Annotated in this window: 16 protein-coding genes; 3 read left to right on the plus strand and 13 right to left on the minus strand. The window is 61.2% G+C overall.

Features of this window, described 5'->3' with window-relative positions:
* Positions 1–197: hypothetical protein (locus tag IDH44_RS26750; protein ID WP_223869916.1), on the plus strand; the 197-nt coding region annotated here is incomplete at its 5' end.
* A 35-nt stretch (positions 198–232) separates the two neighbouring features.
* Here IDH44_RS26750 and IDH44_RS21440 read toward each other — a convergent pair.
* Positions 233–1,153, minus strand: a complete 921-nt coding sequence (locus IDH44_RS21440; protein WP_190920872.1) for a nucleotidyltransferase-like protein — start codon at positions 1,151–1,153, stop codon at positions 233–235.
* A gap of 182 nt (positions 1,154–1,335) precedes the next feature.
* Here IDH44_RS21440 and IDH44_RS21445 point away from each other — a divergent pair, with 182 nt between their 5' ends.
* Positions 1,336–1,692: a DUF2614 family zinc ribbon-containing protein gene (locus IDH44_RS21445; protein ID WP_190920873.1), complete on the plus strand. Its 357-nt coding sequence runs from the start codon at positions 1,336–1,338 to the stop codon at positions 1,690–1,692.
* 126 nt (positions 1,693–1,818) lie between these two features.
* Here IDH44_RS21445 and IDH44_RS21450 read toward each other — a convergent pair whose 3' ends face one another.
* The 9 genes from IDH44_RS21450 to IDH44_RS21490 all read right to left on the minus strand — a co-directional run bounded on the left by IDH44_RS21450 (position 1,819) and on the right by IDH44_RS21490 (position 15,050).
* Positions 1,819–3,546: a glycosyl hydrolase family 18 protein gene (locus tag IDH44_RS21450; protein WP_190920874.1), complete on the minus strand. Its 1,728-nt coding sequence runs from the start codon at positions 3,544–3,546 to the stop codon at positions 1,819–1,821.
* A gap of 97 nt (positions 3,547–3,643) precedes the next feature.
* Positions 3,644–4,078: a peroxide-responsive transcriptional repressor PerR gene (gene perR / locus IDH44_RS21455; RefSeq protein WP_190920875.1), complete on the minus strand. Its 435-nt coding sequence runs from the start codon at positions 4,076–4,078 to the stop codon at positions 3,644–3,646.
* Between the two features lie 98 nt (positions 4,079–4,176).
* Complete coding sequence (gatB, locus tag IDH44_RS21460) at positions 4,177–5,619, minus strand: Asp-tRNA(Asn)/Glu-tRNA(Gln) amidotransferase subunit GatB (protein ID WP_190920876.1); 1,443 nt, start codon at positions 5,617–5,619, stop codon at positions 4,177–4,179.
* Between the two features lie 38 nt (positions 5,620–5,657).
* Positions 5,658–7,118 (minus strand): Asp-tRNA(Asn)/Glu-tRNA(Gln) amidotransferase subunit GatA, encoded by a 1,461-nt coding sequence (gatA, locus tag IDH44_RS21465; protein WP_190920877.1) that lies wholly within the window; start codon positions 7,116–7,118, stop codon positions 5,658–5,660.
* Between the two features lie 31 nt (positions 7,119–7,149).
* On the minus strand, positions 7,150–7,437 hold the full coding sequence (gene gatC / locus IDH44_RS21470) for an Asp-tRNA(Asn)/Glu-tRNA(Gln) amidotransferase subunit GatC (protein WP_190920878.1): 288 nt from the start codon (positions 7,435–7,437) through the stop codon (positions 7,150–7,152).
* A gap of 166 nt (positions 7,438–7,603) precedes the next feature.
* Positions 7,604–11,323, minus strand: coding sequence for a sugar-binding protein (locus IDH44_RS21475; protein ID WP_190920879.1), 3,720 nt, complete (start codon positions 11,321–11,323; stop codon positions 7,604–7,606).
* A gap of 167 nt (positions 11,324–11,490) precedes the next feature.
* Positions 11,491–12,354 (minus strand): carbohydrate ABC transporter permease, encoded by an 864-nt coding sequence (locus tag IDH44_RS21480; RefSeq protein ID WP_190920880.1) that lies wholly within the window; start codon positions 12,352–12,354, stop codon positions 11,491–11,493.
* Positions 12,348–13,322: an ABC transporter permease gene (locus IDH44_RS21485; RefSeq protein WP_190920881.1), complete on the minus strand. Its 975-nt coding sequence runs from the start codon at positions 13,320–13,322 to the stop codon at positions 12,348–12,350. The genes IDH44_RS21480 and IDH44_RS21485 overlap by 7 nt, the downstream gene beginning before the upstream one ends.
* A gap of 45 nt (positions 13,323–13,367) precedes the next feature.
* A complete protein-coding gene (locus IDH44_RS21490) occupies positions 13,368–15,050 on the minus strand; it encodes an extracellular solute-binding protein (RefSeq protein WP_190920882.1) in 1,683 nt (560 codons plus the stop codon).
* 244 nt (positions 15,051–15,294) lie between these two features.
* Between IDH44_RS21490 and IDH44_RS21495 the strand changes: the two genes are divergently transcribed.
* Positions 15,295–17,619 carry an AraC family transcriptional regulator gene (locus IDH44_RS21495; RefSeq protein WP_190920883.1) on the plus strand — a complete coding sequence of 775 codons (2,325 nt, stop codon included), beginning with the start codon at positions 15,295–15,297 and terminating at the stop codon, positions 17,617–17,619.
* Between the two features lie 160 nt (positions 17,620–17,779).
* Here the strand turns inward: IDH44_RS21495 and IDH44_RS21500 are convergent, their stop codons facing one another.
* The 3 genes from IDH44_RS21500 to IDH44_RS21510 all read right to left on the minus strand — a co-directional run bounded on the left by IDH44_RS21500 (position 17,780) and on the right by IDH44_RS21510 (position 20,149).
* Positions 17,780–18,160: an ATPase gene (locus IDH44_RS21500; protein WP_190920884.1), complete on the minus strand. Its 381-nt coding sequence runs from the start codon at positions 18,158–18,160 to the stop codon at positions 17,780–17,782.
* 158 nt (positions 18,161–18,318) lie between these two features.
* Positions 18,319–19,533, minus strand: a complete 1,215-nt coding sequence (locus IDH44_RS21505; RefSeq protein WP_190920885.1) for a M24 family metallopeptidase — start codon at positions 19,531–19,533, stop codon at positions 18,319–18,321.
* A gap of 133 nt (positions 19,534–19,666) precedes the next feature.
* Positions 19,667–20,149 carry a hypothetical protein gene (locus IDH44_RS21510; protein WP_190920886.1) on the minus strand — a complete coding sequence of 161 codons (483 nt, stop codon included), beginning with the start codon at positions 20,147–20,149 and terminating at the stop codon, positions 19,667–19,669.
* Positions 20,150–20,161: the final 12 nt, after the last annotated feature.

Genomic DNA, 20,161 nt, shown 5'->3' on the forward strand with positions numbered 1-20,161 from the left:
TCCCGAAAGAATCTGGGGCTTTACGCTCGTTGTTCAGTTTTCAAGGAACCATTTTGTTCGTCTTGCTCGCCTCCGCTCTCTCAAGCGGCGACTATAAGAATATAACACATTTTCCTATTCTTATGCAAGCACTTTTTTTAATTTTTCTTTTATCAGGCATTTATAAATGCCTGCGCCTCAGAAGCGGCGAGATTTAATTTACCACAGCGCGCCGTACAAAGTCAACCCTAAATTAGGTAGGGCGCAACTGATGCATCGAAGCCCCGCGCAGCGGCCCGTAGCGAAGCTCGAGCATACCGGGCTCGCCCAATCCTCCGTCAAGCAAAGCAATCTCCCGAATATGCCCGCGTTTAACGAGTTTTTGGAGCAGTAGAGAGAGATCGATCGACAGCCCCTCCAGCTCGTGATGCCGTTCCAGCTCTTCTATACTCCAAGGCAATTCACGGCTTCCCAAAAGGCGAAGCAAGAGGACGCAGCACGACTTGATGCGGCTCATCACAGAAAACTCACATCCGAGCAGCACAAGCTCGATCCGTTTGTCCAACGGCTCTACGCTTACCGTAAGTTCCTCATACATTTTGTACAGCCCGGTGTTGTACGTCCGAATCTGCTTCCAGATGGTCTGCTCGGGCATGACGCCCTCCTCGATCAGGGTCATGCGCGCCCAGTTCTGTAGAGCTCTTACAAGACAACTGTAGGCATCCAGCAGATGATTTTCGTGCAGCTCGTGTTTGGCTTGCAAGTAACTGCCGAGAAAATCGGAAAACTCGACCAGCGTTTTTCGCTCGCGCAGCATCTCCGGGAGCTCGCTCATCCGCTCGCGGGTCGCGCGCAGGTAGGCGCGGGGGTCGAGCAGGATTTCTCCTCGCCTTAACCAGCGAATGACGGCGCGCTCCCGCCCGGTGCTCAGCCAGCGTTCGATACGCTGAATCTCCACGGTTCTTAGCACGATGCGCATGCCGTCAATCTGCGCATGCTCTGTCGGCTTGCCTCCCCATTGCTTATCCACGACCGCCAGGACCAGCAGCTCCGGTTCGTCGTCGAGCGGGTTAAACGGGTACGGCCGCTCCAGAGCGATGACCCCGACGACACCTTCCTGCTGGGCAAAAAACGCCGTGTAATGCGCCTTGATGCTTTCCCATTTCTGATTCATACAGCGCCTCCATTAAAGCAACGATAGAATGATAAAATAAATTGCGCTATAATATACGTAATATGTACGAAGGGAACGCCGCTTGCGTCGCCTTTTGTTTATGTTGTTCGACGGTTCCACCGGATTTTCCTGCCAGCGCAGCCGCAAAATCCGGCGAGAAGGGATAGAGGGAGTGTGTACGGATGTTTTTCAAATCCAGTAAAATCAACGAGTTCCGCCTGTGGGGATTGCTGACTACTTTGATCGGCATGGGACTGATGATCTGCGGAACGGCCGGCATTATTCTATGGGGGCAGACCGGCAAAATTTTTGCCGGCGTGTTCATGGTCATTGGCATGATTGCCATGATGATTAGCGTGGGGGTTTATTTTTGGGCGGGCATGCTTTCGACCAGCGCCGTCATGCTGCAATGTCCCGAATGCGGCCGTCAGACCAAAATTCTGGGAAAAACGGATCGCTGCATGTCTTGTCGGACCAAGCTGACGCTCGATCCAGATATGGCCACTGCGATACCGGACAAGCCTGCAGAGGAGCGCTGATTCAAGCGTCAGCCTGCGTCTTACAATCAAAAACGGGACCGCGATAATCGCGTCCCGTTTTTTTGATTTCCGTCGCCGTTCACGATCAGGTCCCGACTTCCGCTTCTTTGAAGGCGACGCGTGCTTTCAGGGCCTGCTCTGCACTTCGTCTAGAACCTCCCACACGCCGGGCTTCTCGAATGCCCGCTGCCAGGTCGCCAGCCCCGCCAAATCATACTGCTTTACAAGCTGCACGCGTGCGCGAAGCGAGGTCTCGTCCTCCAGCCAGATTCGTTTGCGCGCCCCGTCCTCTTCGTATTCCACATAATTTTGGCCGGCTTGCTCGTCAAAGACTGGCTCCAGCTCTTTTTCTTCGATCAGTGCCGCAATGGTCTCCATGCCGTAAGCGCCGGAGCTGACCTCGGTCTCCCCCGCTTCGTTGGTCGTCTCCGTCCAGATCCGTGTGTAAAGCGGAACGCCCAGTACCAGCTTGGCCGGCGGCACCTCGTCTTCTTCCAGAATGCGACGCACCGACTGCTCCACCCACGGCAAGGAAGCGACCGAGCCCGCGACGGGGGAGGCTGCCCAGTGCTCATCGTAGGTCATGACCATCATATAGTCCACCACCTGACCCAGCTCCCGACGGTCGATAAAAGCCGACCACATCTCGCTGTTCGATTTCGGCGTTACGTCTATGGATACGACCAGGCCTTGTTCGTGCAGAAGCGGCGTCATTTCACGTACAAATTGAATCAGATTCGCCTTGTCCGCCGTATACACGTTCTCAAAATCGATATTAATGCCCTGGAGCCGGTACACCTCTGCAAAAGCCAGCAACTGCTTGATCATCGTCAATCTCGTCTCGTAAGACGCCAGGGCCGCAGTCGTGCGATCCGGCTCAAAGCCATTGCTGAATAATGCCCACACCTGCATATCCTGCCCGTGGGCCCATGCGACGTAGCGCTCATCGGCCTTGCTCTGAATCGTACCAGCCGCATCCGTCAGCTCGAACCAGGTCGGACTGACCACGTTCACACCCGGCAGCTCGCCGATCTGCTGCGGATCGGGATTCCTGGAGTAGACGCCTTCCCAGGTCATGTTAATGCGTTGGCCATATACTTTCCATGGGATGAACGGCTCTTCTGCGATGGCCTGAGCCGTCGTCTCAATGTCCGCGAACCCCACGTCATCGACTCGCATGTATCCGGTTCGTCCCGACGCGCTTTGCGCATAATACCACCCGTCCTGCTCGTCCCACAACCTTACCGTGCCGCCGGAGGCAATCGTTTCGTAGATCGGCGACTTGATGCTCGGACCCGAACGCAGCTGAGCCGCCTCCTCCGTTACTGCGGCGCGCTGCACCGCGTCGCCGGGCATACTGACCGTAATCATACCGGTATCCGTGTGCAATTCGGCCTGCAGACCAAACAATTCCGTGAGTGGCGGCATCGGGATATAGACCGTACCATCCTGCTCCTCGGCCGCAATGCTCAGCTCGAACGGCTCCTGGTTCATCGTAGCGGTCAGCGCCTCAGTCTTGAAATGCAGCACTTTATCCGTCGTAGTCAGAATGACGGCCTTGCTCTCCGTCTCGTATCGCACCGGAGCCTCCGACCCCAGCAATGCCTGTACCGCCGCAACCGGCAGCTTCACCGCTTCGCCCTCGACCGCGCCGCCGTATTCCATCGGCTGCCCCAGATGCATGATCGGATGCTCGAACGCATAATCCGGCACCACCCGCTCGTTGTTCGGTACAAACCGCTCCCATCCCCAATATGCGCCAACGGCCATTCCCGCCAATCCAAAAATCAGCACCAGCCAGCGCAGACCGCCGCCCCTTTTTTTACGAGGCCGCTGAATGCTTATCGTCTCCAAGTCTGCTCCCACTCCCCGGTTTCCAGATGAAAATTAAAAAAGTACAGCGACGGAAAAACTGCTCCGCCCTGTACTTTCTTCACGCACGCCTCTTGCTTCATTGCTTGACCGTAGCGGAGCATGTATGGCATAGCCCGTAGATCTCCATACGGTGACCCTCGACGACAAAGCCGGTTTCCTGCGAAGCGGTTTTCTCCACTTGAACGAGCGGAGGATATTTAAAATCCACGATCGTTCCGCAGTTTTTGCAGATGGCATGATAGTGATCGGACAAATCAGCGTCGAATCGGCTCGAATCGTCGCCGTATGTCAGCTCGCGAACGAGACCCGCCTCTACAAATAGACGTAAGTTGTTATAAATAGTTGCAACGCTCATACTCGGAAACCTCGGCGACAACGCCTTGTAAATTTCATCAGCGGTGGGGTGCGTCAGCACCTCCATGAGATAAGTCAGGATGGCGTGTCGCTGCGGGGTCATCCGGACGCCGGTCATCTTCAGTTGTTCCAATGCATGCTCGACACTAGCACCCATAGCCCTCACGCCTTTCTGTATCTTTAGGTCCATTTTACGTGCTTGACTTTGGGTTTGTCAATGAAAGGCGGGCGTGGGCGCAGGTCTGAGCACTCCGATTAGCCGCGCAGCCGTTCCTGCAGCAGCTTGTTGACCATGGCCGGATTGGCCTTGCCGCGCGATGCCTTCATCACCTGGCCGACGAGGAAGCCGATCGCTTTGTCCTTGCCGGCCTTGTAATCGTCGACCGACTGCGGATTAGCGGCGATGACCTCGTCGACGATGGCGCCGATCGCGCCTTCGTCGCTAATCTGCACGAGTCCCTGCTCCTCGACGATCTGCTGCGGACGCTTGCCGCTCTCCAGCATCGCCTTGAACACCGTCTTGGCGATCTTGCTGCTGATCGTGCCCTTGGCCTGCAACTCCACCATCTCGCCCAGGCCCTGCCCTGTGATCTTGGCGGCATCCAGCTCGAGCCCGCTCGCATTCAGATAGCCGAGCAGGTCGCCCATGATCCAGTTGGCTACAGCCTTGGCGTCCTTGGTATACGACAGACTCTCTTCGAAAAAGTCGGAAATCGCCTTGGTCGAGGTGATCACGCCGGCATCGTAGGCGGACAGGCCAAGCTCGTCCATGTAACGACGCTGGCGCGCATCCGGCAGCTCCGGGATGTCGGCTCGCACGGCGGACTTCCACTCTTCGTCGATGTGAATGCGCACCAGATCCGGGTCGGGGAAGTAGCGGTAATCATGCGCCTCTTCCTTGCCGCGCATCGAGATCGTCTTGCCCTGGGCCTCGTCCCAGCGCCGCGTCTCCTGCACGACGGCCTCGCCGCGATCCAGCACCTCGGCCTGACGCCACTGCTCGTACTCGAGTCCGCGCTGCACGCCGCGGAACGAGTTCATGTTCTTGAGCTCGGCGCGCGTGCCGAACTGCTCCTGTCCCCAGGGGCGCAGGCTGATGTTGGCGTCGCAGCGCAGCGAGCCTTCCTCCATCTTCACGTCCGAGACGTCGCAATACTGCATGATCGCCTTGAGCTTCTCCAGATACGCCTTGGCCTCCTCGGGCGTGCGGATATCCGGCTCGGAGACAATCTCGATCAGCGGCGTGCCGACGCGGTTGAGGTCGACGAGCGAAGCGTAGCCGCCATCGACATGCGTCAGCTTGCCGGCGTCCTCCTCCAGGTGGAGGCGGGTGATGCCGATCCGCTTCGTCTGCCCCTCGACCTCGATGTCGATCCAGCCGTGCTCCCCGATCGGCTGATCGTATTGCGAGATCTGATAGGCCTTGGGTGAATCGGGGTAGAAGTAGTTTTTACGGTCGAACTTGCTAACGTCGGCAATCTCGCAGTTGAGCGCCATCGCCGCTTTCATTGCATATTCCACAGCCTGCCGATTCAGGACCGGCAGCACGCCGGGGTGCCCGAGGCAGATCGGGCATGTATTGGTGTTCGGCGGCGCGCCGAAGGAGGTGGAGCAGCCGCAAAAAATCTTGCTCTTCGTATGCAGCTCCACGTGCACTTCAAGGCCGACGACGGTTTCGTAAGTGGTCGCTTGTGTCATCGCTTCTTCGATTCCTCCCGCTATGCGATCCGCCAGCGCTATAGCTGCGGCCGCAGGTTGTGATACTCGGTATGCTGCTCGTAGGCATGCGCCGCCCGCAGCACCGTCCGCTCGTCAAATGCCTTGCCGATAATCTGCAGGCCGACCGGCAGGCCGTCCGCGAGACCGCACGGTACGCTGATCGCCGGCACGCCGGCAAGACTGACCGGAATGGTGCAGATGTCATTGAGATACATGGTGAGCGGATCGCCGATCTGCTCGCCGATCCTGAATGCCGGCGTCGGCGCCGTCGGCCCGATAATGACGTCATAGCGGGACAGCGCCTCGTCGAAGTCGCGCTTGATCAGCGTACGCACCTTCTGCGCCTTGAGATAATAAGCGTCGTAATAGCCCGAGCTCAGTGCGTAAGTGCCGAGCATGATGCGGCGCTTCACCTCCGGACCGAAGCCCTGGCTGCGCGACTTGCGATACAGATCGATCAGATTGTCCGGATTGTCCGCCCGCACGCCGTAGCGCACCCCGTCGAAGCGCGCCAGGTTGGACGACGCCTCGGAGGAAGCGAGCACATAATACGCCGCAATCGCATATTCGGTATGCGGCAGCGAGATTTCCTCCCACTCCGCCCCCATCGATTCATAGACGCGCAGCGCCTCCATGACGGCCTCCTTGACGGCCGGGTCGATCCCGGCGCCGAGGTATTCCTTCGGCACACCGATTCGCATCCCCTTCACCTCGCCGGAGAGCGCGCTGACGTAGTCCGGAATGTCCACATTGGCCGAGGTCGAATCGCGCTCGTCGTAGCCGGCGATCGCCTGCAGCACGTAGGCCGCGTCTTCGACGTTCTTGGTGATCGGCCCGATCTGGTCGAGCGACGAGGCGAAGGCCACCAGGCCGTAGCGCGACACCAGGCCGTACGTCGGCTTGAGGCCGACGACGCCGCAATACGAGGCGGGCTGTCGAATCGAGCCGCCGGTGTCCGAGCCCAGCGCGAAATATACCTGACCGGCCGCCACCGCGGCAGCGGAACCGCCGCTGGAGCCGCCCGGGACGCGGGTGACGTCCCACGGATTACGAGTCGCGCGGTAGGCGGAATTCTCGTTCGAGCCGCCCATGGCGAATTCGTCCATATTCAGCTTGCCGATCGTGACCGCCTGCGCAGCTGCCAGCTTGTGCACGACCGTAGCATCGTAGATCGGGGTGAAACCCTGCAAAAACCGGCTCGCACAGGTCGTCGCAAGCCCCTCCGTCGAGATGTTGTCCTTGATGCCGACCGGCAAGCCCAGCAATAGGCCCTGCTCGCCGCCCGGCTGCCGCAGACGCGCATCGAGCGCCGCAGCCGACTGCCGCGCCCGCTCCTCGTCAAGCGTCAAAAACGCGCCAATCCGCTCATCAGTCTGCGCAATTCGCCGCAGCGAAGCCTCGACCAATTCCACGGCCGACAGCTCGCCCGCGCGCAGCTGAGTATGTATATCCTGCAAACGCATGTCAAACGTAGCCAACCTATTTTCCTCCCATCGCGATTAAATCGTCTTATTCCAAAACGGCCGGAACGCGGAATTGCCCTTCGTCCTCGTCCGGCGCATTCCGCATCGCCTTGTCCACGCCGGTAGACGGACGCGGCTCGTCCTCCCGCATCACGTTGGTAATCGGCAGCACATGCGTCGTCGGCTCGACCCCGGACGTATCGAGCTCGCCCAGCTTCTCGGCGTAATTCAGAATCGCATTGAGCTGACCCGTGAACTGCTCCTTCTCTTCCTCGGACAGCTCCAGGCGCGCCAGATTGGCGACATGCTCGACATCCTTGATGGTAATCGACACGGCTAGTCCACTCCCCTCTTATCTTGTTATGCGCTCATTCTATCCATTATAGCCTACGCCCTGCCGATACTCAATGATCGCGCCCATGCCACCGCCATGAAAAACGGCCGCCCGGACACAAGCGTGAAGCTCGTGCTCCGACCGACCGGTCCTCTATTGCGGCATTCTAAGAATTGCAGGGTAACGCCTCCCAATCCGTCGCCTCCAGCAGGTACGGGGTCATCGGCTCCAGCGTCAGCTCGGCGCCCACCGTGTCGCCGCCGAGCAGATCGTCGAAGGCGACGGCGCGTTCGCCGTCCCGAATGACCGCAGCCGTCACCGGTTCGGCGCCGTAATGGATGACATTCAATAGCGTCCGCCCCTCCACTATCACGCTGCGCCAGGAGACCTCGCCTGCGGACTCGGCGCCGCTGCCGGAGGGTAGCAGACTCGCCGCCGACACGACCTCCAGCCGATCCGGCGCAGCCGCTGCAAGCAGCGGTCGCAGATCCTCCCGCAGCTGAGCCGCGGTGCGATTGCTCGCCACCGTGACGGCCTCGGCCTGCACCGCGGCCAGGTGGCCGCTGTCGGCGGCGCCGCCGTCCGGCCGCAGGCTCAGCGCATCCTCCCCGACCAGCAGCACCGCGCCGCCTTGCTCGGAGAATGCGCGGATCGCCGTCAGCGTATCGGCCTCGACATGCGTGGCGCGGGGCACGACGAGCAGCGCATAGTCATCCAGCGCTCCCTCCGCCGCCTGCCTCTCGGAGACGAAGCCAACCTTCATCCCGCTATAGGCCAGCGCCTCGTACGCCCGCAGCAGCACCTGATGATAGTCGGGCGCATAGACGCCGGAGGCCGTCGAATACAGGATCGCGACGCGCGGCGTCTCGTGCTGGAAGGCAGTGACCTCCTCCGCAAGCCGATTCAGATCGAGATTGGTGTGGCCGATCTCCGCCACCACGTCAGGGCGATGCAGGATGCTGCCTTCTCGGCTGGCTGCGGGATTATAGGTCCGCTCCCAGATCCAGAATGTCGAAGCGCTGCGGCCGTGAATCGCGCTCTGCCAGAGCGAGGCGCGCACATGCCGCGCCTGCTCGGGCACGTATTGCCCGTCTCCGTCGGCGATGACATGATGCTCGGAGTTGAACACCGGCGCCGTCCGGAAGGACGCCTGCATGTCGTAGAAGCTCAGCTCCTCCATGAAGCCCTTGGCACCCTCGTGGATGTAGTTCCAGTTGTCGTTGCCGTTGATCTGGCTCAGCTCGGAGAAGCGCTCCACGTCGATGCCCCAGGCCAGACTGCCCTTCGGATCGCCCATAATCTTGGCATGCACGGGCAGTCCCGGCGCCAGCTCGTGAATCAGATCGGCCATCCACTCGTGCCAGCTCGCAAAATAATTCTGATTGAATCGCACGTAATCATAGGTTGGCCGATTCGCTCCCGTGACGCCGAGCATCGGCACTTCGTCGAAATCGGCATATGCGCTCTGATACGCGGCGTTAAGCTCGGCGATGTCGCTGCCGTACACCTCCGACAGATAGGCATGCCAGGCCGGGAGCGCGTACGGGTCGACCCGCGCGTCATAGGTCGGTTCGTTGCTCAGTGTAATGCTATGAAGCGACGCGTAATCCTTCACCGCCGGGATTAACGCTTCCAGATACCCCTCGATAATCGCCTGCGCCTTCGGGTGAAAGATCGAGTACTTGATCCCGCCGCCATTGGGCACATTCAGCTCGGGCCACCGCTCCAGCGCCCAGGCCGGAAAATAATGCGGCGAGATCAGCAGATTCACCGCGACATCGTGATCGGCCGCGCGCTGCAGCACTGGCCGGATGTCCGAGTCGATCTTCGTCGTGGTCACCGCATATTCGAGACTCGGATCGTAGCCACCCAGCTCCTCGAAGCCCGGATTTTGCACCAGATTGACCGAATCGCCGACCTTGACCGCGCTCAGATCGTCGATGTAGATCGTCCCCGCGTTCTCGGATAGCAGCACGAGCGGGAACGTCGTCGCCTCCGGACCAGTCGTATACGTCGTCGTCACTTGGGTCCAGTCGTAGGTCCCGCTCGGGAAGGACTGGCGCTTCTTCCAGCCCTCTCCGCCGGGGAACCACACATTGTGCGCGTCCTCGCCCTTGACCCAGGCGCTGAAGACGTAGGTCGTATCCGGCTCGACCGCAAGCGTCTGCGTCACATTGATGAAGACGTTGGACTGATATGGCGAGGCGTTGTCCAGCTGGAGCGAGCGCGCGCCGGAATGGCTGATTCCCTCGGCATAGGACGCCGTCGCCTCCGCCCCGCCAGACCGGTGCACGCTGTAGCCGTAGAGGTAATCCCGATTGTCCACCATAACATCGCGCGGCCCGAGCTCGATCTGAATGATGTTGGCCCCCAGATCCTGGAACTTCGGAATATCCGTCCGAACTTGTCCGAAATGGCCGTACCCGGTGAAGAAGATCGGCCGCTCCTCCGTCACGCCGCTGCTGCGCACTGTCGTATCGCCCAGGAACGAGTATCCCGACAACGTATACGGCCCGGTCACATAACGCGGCGCGGCCACAGGCTCGGCCGTATCCGTCAGTACGGCATTCAGCGTTGCCTCAGCCTCGTCGTACAGCGCGCGCAGCGACTCGGCCACATATTGCGCGCGCGGCAGCCGGCCGTGCGCAATATCGTCCCGCCCGTAGCCGATGAAGTCGGCAATGACGGTGTAATTCACCCGCTCATAATCGGACGCGAGCCCCTCCGCCTCGGCCTGCGTCAGCAGCAGCTCCAGCGCCGGCAGCTCCGCCTCCAGCCCGTCCAGCAGCTCCCCGATGTCCTGCGCCGAGAGGGCAGCCGCAAGCGCCACCGTGCGCACGGCCTCAGGACCGCCCGCTTCGGCGACGGCGAAGTCCAGCTCGGCGACGCCCGCCGCAGTCGCCGTATAACTGAGCGACAGTTCGGCGGACGCATGTGCAGGCAGCTCCCACGCCGCGGACGCATTCATCGCATCGGAGGCAAAGGCGAGCGCAACCGGCGCGCCCGACCAATTGACAACCTGAACCGTATAGGTGTTCGGCTCGCCCACCACCGCTTGGCGCGGCCCCTCCACCCACATGCTCCAGTTATCTCCCGGGTCAATCAACGACAACTCCGCATGAAGCGCGGGGTCCTTGGCCTTGCCGATACCGGGCGTCCATTCGATCCAGCCGCGGCGCCCCGCGCCGTCGTTGTCGTTGATCAGCAGCGTGAACGGCAGCCGTCCGTCCGATGGCGGTCCGGATGCAATCGCCGTCCAGGGCAGCCGCACCTCGTAGCTGGTCACGCCCCCGTCCCGTGCGACGGCCGCTTCGACCAGCTCCGCGCCGCCCGTCGCCGCGCCGTCGCTGAAGCGTGCGACTTCGACGCCGCCGCTCCCCAAGCTGACCGCATACTCGGGGCCGTATGCGCCATCCAGGCCGAAGGCGAACTGCACGCTGTCGCCGCGCCACATCGTGCTGCCCGCCACCGGCTCGTGGACGTCGTCTCGCACCGCCGCCGCCCAGTAGAAATAATCGGCGTCATACGCCGTATAGACGGAGGCCGACAGATCCTGCTCGCCCGCCCAGCCGCTCAGTTCGATCTGCACCGGATCGTCAGGCAGCCGCGCCTGGGCGTAGCCGGCCCATTCGTCGAGCTCGCCGTCGAGCACGATCGCCCCCGCCTTCAGCGCCGGCATTGCCGTGCGCGCTCCGAACGCATCCTGCATTTGCGTCCACGGCAGAATCGCCGGCACTATGATTACGCTTTCATTTTGTTCCTGCGCATACATTCGCGTCCCCTCGCTCCCTCCCGGCATCGCCGCGCTCGCCGGCCCGATGCCGAGCGCGGCGATCAGCAGACTTGCCGACCAGCGGCGTAGCCTCCGCACTGCATTTGCTTTCATGTCATCCTCTCCCTTCTTTTATCCAGCATTGCAATCGCCGATTAAGCGAACCGCGCCTGTCTCCTTCTTGGTCCCTGTCACCTCCTCTCAGTCCTGTGCATGTCGCCGATATCGGAGCAGGCGATCCGGCCGAGCGACCGGACCGCCACGGCGGACGATGGCGTCAATCAGCCTTTGACGGAGCCGATCAGTACGCCTTTGACGAAATGTTTTTGCAAAAATGGATAGACGCACAAGATCGGCGCCACCGTGATCATAATCGCTGCGGCCTTCAGCCCCTCCGGTTGAATGTAGAGGGCGGCGTCGCCACCGCCGAGCAGTGCATCTAGCGGCGTCTGCAGCATCTGATAGAGCTTGACCGTGACCGGCAGCAGCTCCGACTTGCTGATGAAGTACAGCGCGTTAGCGTACGTATTCCAGAGCGCCACTGCGTAGAATAGCGAGATCGCCGCCAGGATCGCCTTGGACAGCGGCAGCGTCAGACGGAGGAAGACGGTCAGATCCGATGCGCCGTCCATCGCGGCTGACTCCTCCAGCTCGGGCGGCATCCCTTCGAAAAACGACTTCATCACGAACAAGTTGTACGCACTCACCAGCCCTGGCAGCCACACCGCCCAAAAGGTATTGATAAGATGCAACTGCTTCACCAGTAAAAACAGCGGGATGAGACCGGTGCCGAACAGCATACTGAACAGCACCATGAAGGTGAAAAGAGGGCGCCCTCTCAGTCTGCGCTTGGCCAAGCTATATGCTGCCGGCGTCGTAGCGACCATGTGAAGCAGCGTCCCGATTAGCGTGATGACGACCGTATTCTTCAAAGCGACCAGCAGTTGACCGTCGCGAAACAGCCGCTCGTAAGCCGCCACATTGCGTTCAACCGGCCACAGCCCGACCTCGCCGGCGATGATGGCGCGGCTGCTGCTAAGCGATACGGCCAACACATTGACCAGCGGGAAGACGGTCACGGCGGCGCAAAGTAGCAAAAACAAATAGAGCGGCCAGCTCCGCATGCGGCGCGATCGACTTACCATAGTCCGCCCTCCCCCAGTTTTTTGACAATTTTGTTGACGAGCAGCACGAGCACCAGGCCGATCACACCCTGAAACAGACCGACCGCCGTCGCCAGACTGTATTGCGCATTTTGCAGTCCGGTCCGGTACACATACGTACTAATGACGTCCGACACGCTGAACACGGCGGGATTTTGCAAGTTGAACACGTGCTCGAAGCCGACATCCATCATTTTGCCCATCTGCAGCACGAGCAAGATTGCAATCGTCCCGCGGATGCCGGGCAGCGTAATGTGCCAAATCTGCCGCAGCTTGCTTGCTCCGTCCATCCTGGCGGCCTCGTACAGGCCGGGATCGATAGCGGCAATCGCCGCCATGTAGATGATCGTGCCCCAGCCCGCTCCCTGCCACACCGTGGAGAGCGAGAAGACGACCGGCCACCAGCCGCTGTCCGTCATGAAATAGATCGGTTCGATGCCCAGCAGACCGAGCAAATGATTGACCACGCCGGTGGAGGGCGATAACAGCGAGACAATGATACCGCCGAGCACGACCCACGAAATGAAATACGGCAGGTACAGCATGTTCTGCACAACACGCTTGAACATATGCAGCCGAACCTCGCTCAGCAGCACCGCGAGCAGAATCGGCGCCGGAAACGCGACTGCCAGATTGTACACATTGAGCAGCAGCGTGTTGCGAAGCACCAGCCAGAAGTCGGGACTGTCAAGCAGAATGCGAAAATGCTTCAGCCCGACCCACGTGCTGCCCCAGACGCCCTGGAGCAGCCGAAAATCCTTGAATGCAATCAGTTCGCCGTACAACGTCACGAACTTGAACAAAAAAAAGTAGCTCAGCGCCGGCACCAAAAACAGATACAGGTACCGATCGCGAATCAGATGGTGCAGCCACCCCGACCGCCGCGCGGCATACCGCTTCACAGGCTTGCCGCGCCGGCCGGGCTGCGCGTGCGCCGCAGCTTTTTCCATGTTGCTTCACTCCTTCGAACGGTCAGGCCGGGCGCCGCGCCGATATCAGCTCCACTTGTCCTTGTTGGCCTCGTACCAGGCTTGCACCTCTTCGCTCACGGCGTCCCCGCCGAGGCTGTCCCAGGCATTGCGCAGCTCCGATACGGCTTGCTCCGGCGTCGTGTCGGTCATCGACATCCGGACGTTGATCTCCTTCCACTTCGCCTCGAATTGCGTGGCGATCGACGCATATGCCTCCACCGGCGGCACATACGGGATATCCTTGCGGTATTCGTATGTCTCGGCATTGTGAATAATCGTCGACTGCATCTCTGCGATCGCCTGCGCAATCGGATCATCGCCGGCCCGTATGCGCAGATAGTCCGGCGTCCGCAGCTCCTGATGCACGAGGCGGTACTCATTGCCGTAAGCGACTTCCTGCTGCCACTTCTCCAGATCCTTGGTCACCGGTATGCCGTCCACCAGATCGTAGTGCTCGCCTTCGGTTCCGTAGGTCATCGGCTCCCAGCCGCCGTCGATCAGCCAATCGATGAAGCGAATCGCCGCTTCGGGGTCCTCCAGATCCTTGTTGAACGCTGTCAGCAGGAAATTCGGAACCTCCAGTTGGTATCCGTTCGTGCCGTACTTCGTCTCCAGCGGCGGCAGCACCGTCAGCGCGGCCTCTGGATCGTTTTTGCGCAGCTCGGCCAGCATGCTGTCGCTGACATTGGCGAAGTAGATGCCAGAGCGGCCCGTCGTCCATAGCTGACGCTGGCGCGAGTATTCCTTATCGGTCGCGTATTCCTTGTCCACCAGTCCCTCTTGGTAGGCCTGCTGGCGAAAAGCCATCGCATCGCGATAGCGCTCGGTAAAGACAGCCTGCACCACTTGACCGTCCTCGACGACCCACTCTCCGCTGCGCGCCATGAACCAATCGTCGACGATCGGCTGATAAGCCGTCGACATCGCGATCGGCACGACATCGGCCTTGTACGCGCGGAAGGCATTCGCCACCTCCAGCAGCTCGTCGACGGATTGGGGCACCTCCAGTTTGAGCGCATCCAGCCAGTCCTGGCGAATGTAGATCGCCGTGCTGCCTCGGGTCGGACGAAGACTGGCGATGGCATACATTTGGCCGTCCTCGAGCGTCAAGTAAGGCTTCAGCTCGGGGTGCTCGGCCAAGTATGCCTTGTAGCTGGTGCTATACTGCTCGATATAATCATCCAGCGGCTGAATTGCGCCCTCCGACGCCCATCGGGTAATGAAGTCGCGGTTGTATGTGCTCATCAGGTCCGGCGCCTGTTCGGAGGCGATCAGCACATTGAACTTGTCGGCCTCCTGATTGCGCGGAATCGGCATCCACTGGACCTCTACGCCCGAATTCTCGTTGATATAGCGCGTCCAGCGATTGTCCTCGTAAGTCCCCTCCTCCGCCGCGATCTGTCCGCGGTCGTAGATAGACGCCGAGATGATCGGGCGATCCGCCGAATCCTTCTGACCCTGGGATTTCGCTTGGCCGTCGCCGTCGGCGCCGCTGCCATTGGTGCCATTGGTGCCATTGGTGCCATTGGTGCCATTGGTGCTGCATGCCGCCAGCATCAGCACCGTACAGAGCAGCAGGAGCAATAGCGGGAGGCGCTTGCGATCGTTAGCGGGCAGGCGTCGCCCCTCCGCTCGGCCAGCAGAGGGGTCTGCCGCCGTTCTCCTCGTCAGACTGCCGGGATGCGGCTTGGATGAATGTTCGTTCATGCTTTGACCTCCAATATCGGGATAAGATTGGGATTGGCGGCGGGCGGTTCGACCAGTTGCCGCCGCACACCCTCTACGTTAGCGCAGCCGGTTCCCGCGGGCTAGTGGCACATTGTCGTATCGACTGTCACCTGCTACGATTGTAGAAAACGACAGCCTTTCGTAGAATGTGACACGCCGCCTCCGGCGCTGCTTGTTCTATAATAATATCGACGAAAACCCTATCGCCAAAGGAGCCAGAAGGTTGAAACGACGCATCTCCAGAAAAGTCCAGCTACTTTATATCGGCCTGTTCGCACTGGTGATCGGCGCCATGCTGGCTGTCCATTATGCCGGCACTGTGCGCCAACTGGAGAAGCAGATGATTGCCTCCAATCTCAACGTGCTCGGCCAGATCAACAAGCGCATCGACAGTCTGCTGCAAGATATCGACCTGACGATCTTGAATTTGCTGCGCACGCCCGGGAGCGCTTCTTTCTTTGAGCGACCGGCCGACGATACGCCCGAGCACTACTTGTTCGTCTCCGAGCTGCAAGAGCAACTGGGCAGCATGCTCGGCGCAAACTTCAATATGGAGGCGGTGATGTTGTACGCCAAGGGCAGCGACCGCGTCCTGACAGCTGCCGGCTACGCACGGCTGGCGGATGCGCCGGAGCTGGTCCGCATCAAGCAGATGGCAACCGACGAGCGAATCGGCAAGTGGATCGCGCTGCCGGAGAGCCGCGAGCTGCTGCTCGTCCGCCGCTACCCGATTAACGCTTCGCCGTCAGACAGCAGCGGCCTCGTCGCCGTCCGTGTCCATTCCGCCAGCATCGCCGCGATGTTCGACGACCTGCAATTCAGCGACAGCTACAATGTATGGCTGGTGGACCGGCAGGGCTTGATTCTCGCGCACAAGGATGCCGGAATGATGTACCGTCCGTTGGAGGGACAAACGTCGTGGAAAGCGCTTGAAGACGCGTTGACGCACACCGGGAGCGGGTACGCGGCTCATGGCGCGATGGGGGGAAAGCGCTACGTGTTCTATGCGCACTCGTCCTACAGCGATTGGAAGCTGCTGTATGCTGTCACCGCCCAGCAGCTCGGCGCCGCCACGACCACGCTGCGCTACATCCTGATCGGTCTGGCGCTCTTCATGATCGTCCTGGCCGTCGTCGCCACCCGCTTCGTCAATTCACGCTGGTTCGCGCCGATGGAGACGCTGATCGATCGGTTGGAGGAGATTGCCGCCGGGCGATCTGGAACGTCCGAGGACACCAGGAACGCGCAGCAGAGCGACAGACTGGGCTACGCCGCGCTCCACAGTCGCATCGCGGAGGTGTTCCACGGCTACACGGATGCCGAGCGGCGGCTGCGCGAGGGGCGGCCCGCGCTCAAGCTGCAGGTGCTCTTCGAGGCGCTGAGCGGCGCGCGCACCCGCTTCGACACGGCTCGTCCGTTGCTGGAGCAAGCCGGCGTCCGCTTGCATGCGTCCCGTTATATCGTCATGACGCTCGCGTATGACAATCGCTCGTCCCCGCTGACGGGGACGAGCGATCTGAATCTGTACCTGTATGCCGCCTGCAACGTGGCCGAGGAGCTGCTGCAGCCCTACGGCGAAGCAATGCTAGGCGCCGCTGTACAGACCAGCGGCACCCAAGCCGCGGTGATCGTGAGCTTCCCCGCGGGCGACCAGGCGCAGCACACGGCGCTGGCGCTGGGCTATGCACGCTCGCTGAAGGCCTGCATTGCCGACGTCTTCAAGCGGACGGCGAGCATCGGACTCGGCAGCTACGCCGCTTCGTTCGACGAGATCTCGGATGCCTACCGCGCCTCATGCCGTATGATCGATTACAAGATCGTCGTCGGCGACAATGCGCTGATTACCGCCGAGGCGCTCGGCGAGCGCGACCGGCATCGACTGCTGGCCGTGTTCGACGCAGTGGACAGTCTGTTGGAGGCGGTGCGTCAAGCTCATGCCGGGCGCATGCACGAGCGCCTGGAGGAACTATTCGACCTGGCCGCCAACAGCCAGTTGACCAAGGATATGATGGTGCAGCTCTGTCTGCAGGTCGTGCTCAAGGCGCTGCATGCTACCCGCGAAGGCGCGACGGAGCAATCGGGCGAGCCGTCCGGCAACGACGAGTTGCCCGGCGAGCTCGAGGCGTGCGAGACGCTGCGTGAGATGCGGCTTACGGTCGAGGCTGCGCTGGTCCGGCTGATCGCACGTATGGAGGAGCGCCGCAGCCGCAGTCGGACCGGCGAGCTGGCGGAGGCGGTATTGCGCCATCTGGAGACGCACTACGCCGACAGCACACTCTCCGTCAATCAACTGGCGGAGAGCTATCGCATCAGTCCCAATTACCTGAGCACGATCTTCAAGGAGCATACCGGCCGCAGCCTGGTCGATACCTTGAGCCAGCTGCGGGTCGAAGCGGCCTGCCGTCTGCTGCTGGAGACGCCGCTCAAGCTGAATGAAATCGCTGGGCGAACGGGTTACACAAACGTTTCCAGCTTTCTGCGAAATTTCAAAAAAAGCCGCGGCATGACCCCGACCGAATACCGCGCGATTCACGGCGGCCAAGATTGAGGGCAAGCATAACGGCGAGACCGGCTGAGCATAGGGCAGCAACGTCATCCAGCTAAGCCGGTTAAGCTCCAGGAATACGCACAAAAAAACCGGCTGAGCGATCAGCCGGCAGACACGACAGGAGGCCTGCAGGACGGCGTGTCGCCGACCTCCGCTTGCTTTAGATCCAGGCCTTTAAATTAATTTGACGAATGAATTCATCGCGGCTCTTCCGCTCCGGGGACGCTTCTTCCTGCTCCGCATCCTCGGCGTCGCCGTTCATAATCCGGTTGAACAACGCTTCGTTGTATGTCGCCAGCGCATAATCGATCAGCGCTTCGCGCTCGACCCGATCCACTTCCGCCTGGACCAGCACTTCTTCCAGCTCCAGATCGACCTTCGGCACGAAAAAGTTTTTGTTCGCCTTCGGCACGCGAATGACATAATCAAATGCGTTATCGGCATTGCGATCGTATGCAATAATATAGGCATGAGAACCGACTGGCAAATTCTGTTCAAATTGATCCTGTACGATTACTACTTTCTGCCCAAGCTTCCACATGGTCTCTTCCGCCCCTCCCGCGCTAGCATGCTCTTGAAACCCTACTATCATCCTACTAAAAAATGATAGCGGTGTCCAATTCGCAAGCGGCGATGCGTGCGCCCGATACCGTATTGTATGCGCCAAACCAGGCGGCATGCGCCCGGCGGCATGTTCGGCTACAATACGATCAGCCGCTCCGGCGAACGCGTCAACGCGCGCGGCCCTTGGGGCGTGATCAGATACGTATTCTCAATGCCGACCACACCCTCGCCCGGAAAAGTGAACTTGGGCTCGACCGCCAGCACCATGCCCGGCTCGAGCGACAGGTCGAAGCCGCGGGCCAGCACCGGCCACTCGTCCACCTCCAGGCCGATCCCGTGCCCCAAAAAGCGGGCCTGATCGCGATTCCAGCCCATAAAATGACCCGCCAGCCCGGCTTCCTCCGCCTCCGCCAGCGCATGGACGTAGAGCTCCGAACAGGGGGTGCCCGGGAGCAGGCGCGACTCCGCCGCCCGCAGCAGGCGCTCCGAGGACGCATAGGCCGCGGCCAAATGGCCCGGCAGCTCGCCGATGACCGCCGTGCGTGTCTGATCGATGACGTAGCCGTCGATGCAACAGCCGACATCGATCAGGATCGGTTCGCCGCGCCGGATCGGGCGACGGCTGACGCTCTGCGGAGCAGCGGGACCGAGACCCAGGCCGCCCGCCGGCCCGTCGAAGGCCGAAGGCTCCGCCGCCGCCGCTCCTGCGCCCACCATCCCGGTCATGATCTCCTGATTATAGGCGCGCATGCGCATGACGCCGACATGGCCGCGCCGCCGCAGCTCATATTCCAGCTCCGCCATCCATTCCAGCTCCGTGACGCCCTCGCGCAGCAGCGGCAGCGCATGCGTGAGCGCCTCGGCCGCTGCGGCGGCGGCGGCCTCAATGCGTCCGACCTCGTAGGCGGACTTGCGCATGCGGGCCGTGCGCAGCAGGGCGCTGCCGTCGACCAGCTCGGCGCCGCAGCCCGTGCGCAGCAGCTCGGCCAGCTTGAGATACTGCTGGGCCGGCAGCACGTCGAGCTCCGCACCCACACGGACCGCTGCTCCACCCGCTCCGAACAGCTCCGGATAATCCGCGGCCAGTGTCTCGCCCAAGCGACGCAGCGAACCGAGCGGCGCGACGCGAATATACGCCTCGCGCCCGGCTCGGTCTACGCTGCGGCGCACATAGTACGTCGGCTCGCCGTGCGCCGGAATGAGCACATATCCGGCTTGCATGGAGCCGCTCGTATAGTAGATATCCACGTGCTGTGTGACGAGCAGCGCATCCAGTCCTTCCGGGGCCATTGCCTGCTGCAGCCGAGCGATCCGCGCAGCCCACTCCTGCGCCAGTTGCTCCCGATCCATATCGCCTCACGCTCCATTCCATAGACTCCCTTCATTAGATCAAGATTGACGGGCCGCGTCAACCAGGAAGTCCGGCAGACCCGGCATGCCCGGCATGCCCGGCACGCGCGTCATGCTGCACATTCAAGTGCAGCTAACGCACCAGCTCGGCCGCGCCTTTGACCTGCCAGGTAATCGGGTCCAGCACGCTGAAGGCTCGCGGATAGTCGATCTGCACGACCAGGACGACGCTCGGTCCGTACAGCATGACCTCGTAGTCATATTCGGGCAACCGGTACCGCACCGGATAAGGGCGATTGCCGTCGACGACCTCCAGCCGCAGCACCTCGACCTCGCCTTGGAACGGCGAACCGGCCAGCGGCTCGCCGTGCGCGTCCAGATTCATATTGAATTGAAGATAACGGGCAGCCGCCGCGGCCGCGGCTTCGCGGTCGATGCGCAACTCGCCGTTGGCCAGTCGCTCCTGATCAAGCTGCTGCGCGGCCGCATGCGCGGCGCGATTAATGGCATGCTTGCCGACATAGAGTATGCGGACGGCCATCTCCTGGTCGAGCTGAAGCGCCTGCAGCAGCATCAGGACCGCCATCAGCAGCGGCAGCAGCAGCAGCTTGTACATCGGATCCCTCCT

This window comes from Paenibacillus sabuli, assembly GCF_014705605.1.
GTDB lineage: Bacteria > Bacillota > Bacilli > Paenibacillales > Paenibacillaceae > Paenibacillus_D > Paenibacillus_D sabuli.

Excerpts from the sequence above, each read along its gene's own strand:
- IDH44_RS21475 (WP_190920879.1), bottom strand. The coding sequence starts at position 11,323 with ATGAAAGCAAATGCAGTGCGGAGGCTACGCCGCTGGTCGGCAAGTCTG.
- IDH44_RS21440 (WP_190920872.1), bottom strand. The coding sequence starts at position 1,153 with ATGAATCAGAAATGGGAAAGCATCAAGGCGCATTACACGGCGTTTTTT.
- IDH44_RS21445 (WP_190920873.1), top strand. The coding sequence starts at position 1,336 with ATGTTTTTCAAATCCAGTAAAATCAACGAGTTCCGCCTGTGGGGATTG.
- IDH44_RS21490 (WP_190920882.1), bottom strand. The coding sequence starts at position 15,050 with ATGAACGAACATTCATCCAAGCCGCATCCCGGCAGTCTGACGAGGAGA.
- perR (WP_190920875.1), bottom strand. The coding sequence starts at position 4,078 with ATGGGTGCTAGTGTCGAGCATGCATTGGAACAACTGAAGATGACCGGC.
- IDH44_RS21480 (WP_190920880.1), bottom strand. The coding sequence starts at position 12,354 with ATGGTAAGTCGATCGCGCCGCATGCGGAGCTGGCCGCTCTATTTGTTT.
- IDH44_RS21485 (WP_190920881.1), bottom strand. The coding sequence starts at position 13,322 with ATGGAAAAAGCTGCGGCGCACGCGCAGCCCGGCCGGCGCGGCAAGCCT.
- IDH44_RS21505 (WP_190920885.1), bottom strand. The coding sequence starts at position 19,533 with ATGGATCGGGAGCAACTGGCGCAGGAGTGGGCTGCGCGGATCGCTCGG.
- IDH44_RS21510 (WP_190920886.1), bottom strand. The coding sequence starts at position 20,149 with ATGTACAAGCTGCTGCTGCTGCCGCTGCTGATGGCGGTCCTGATGCTG.
- IDH44_RS21500 (WP_190920884.1), bottom strand. The coding sequence starts at position 18,160 with ATGTGGAAGCTTGGGCAGAAAGTAGTAATCGTACAGGATCAATTTGAA.
- gatB (WP_190920876.1), bottom strand. The coding sequence starts at position 5,619 with ATGACACAAGCGACCACTTACGAAACCGTCGTCGGCCTTGAAGTGCAC.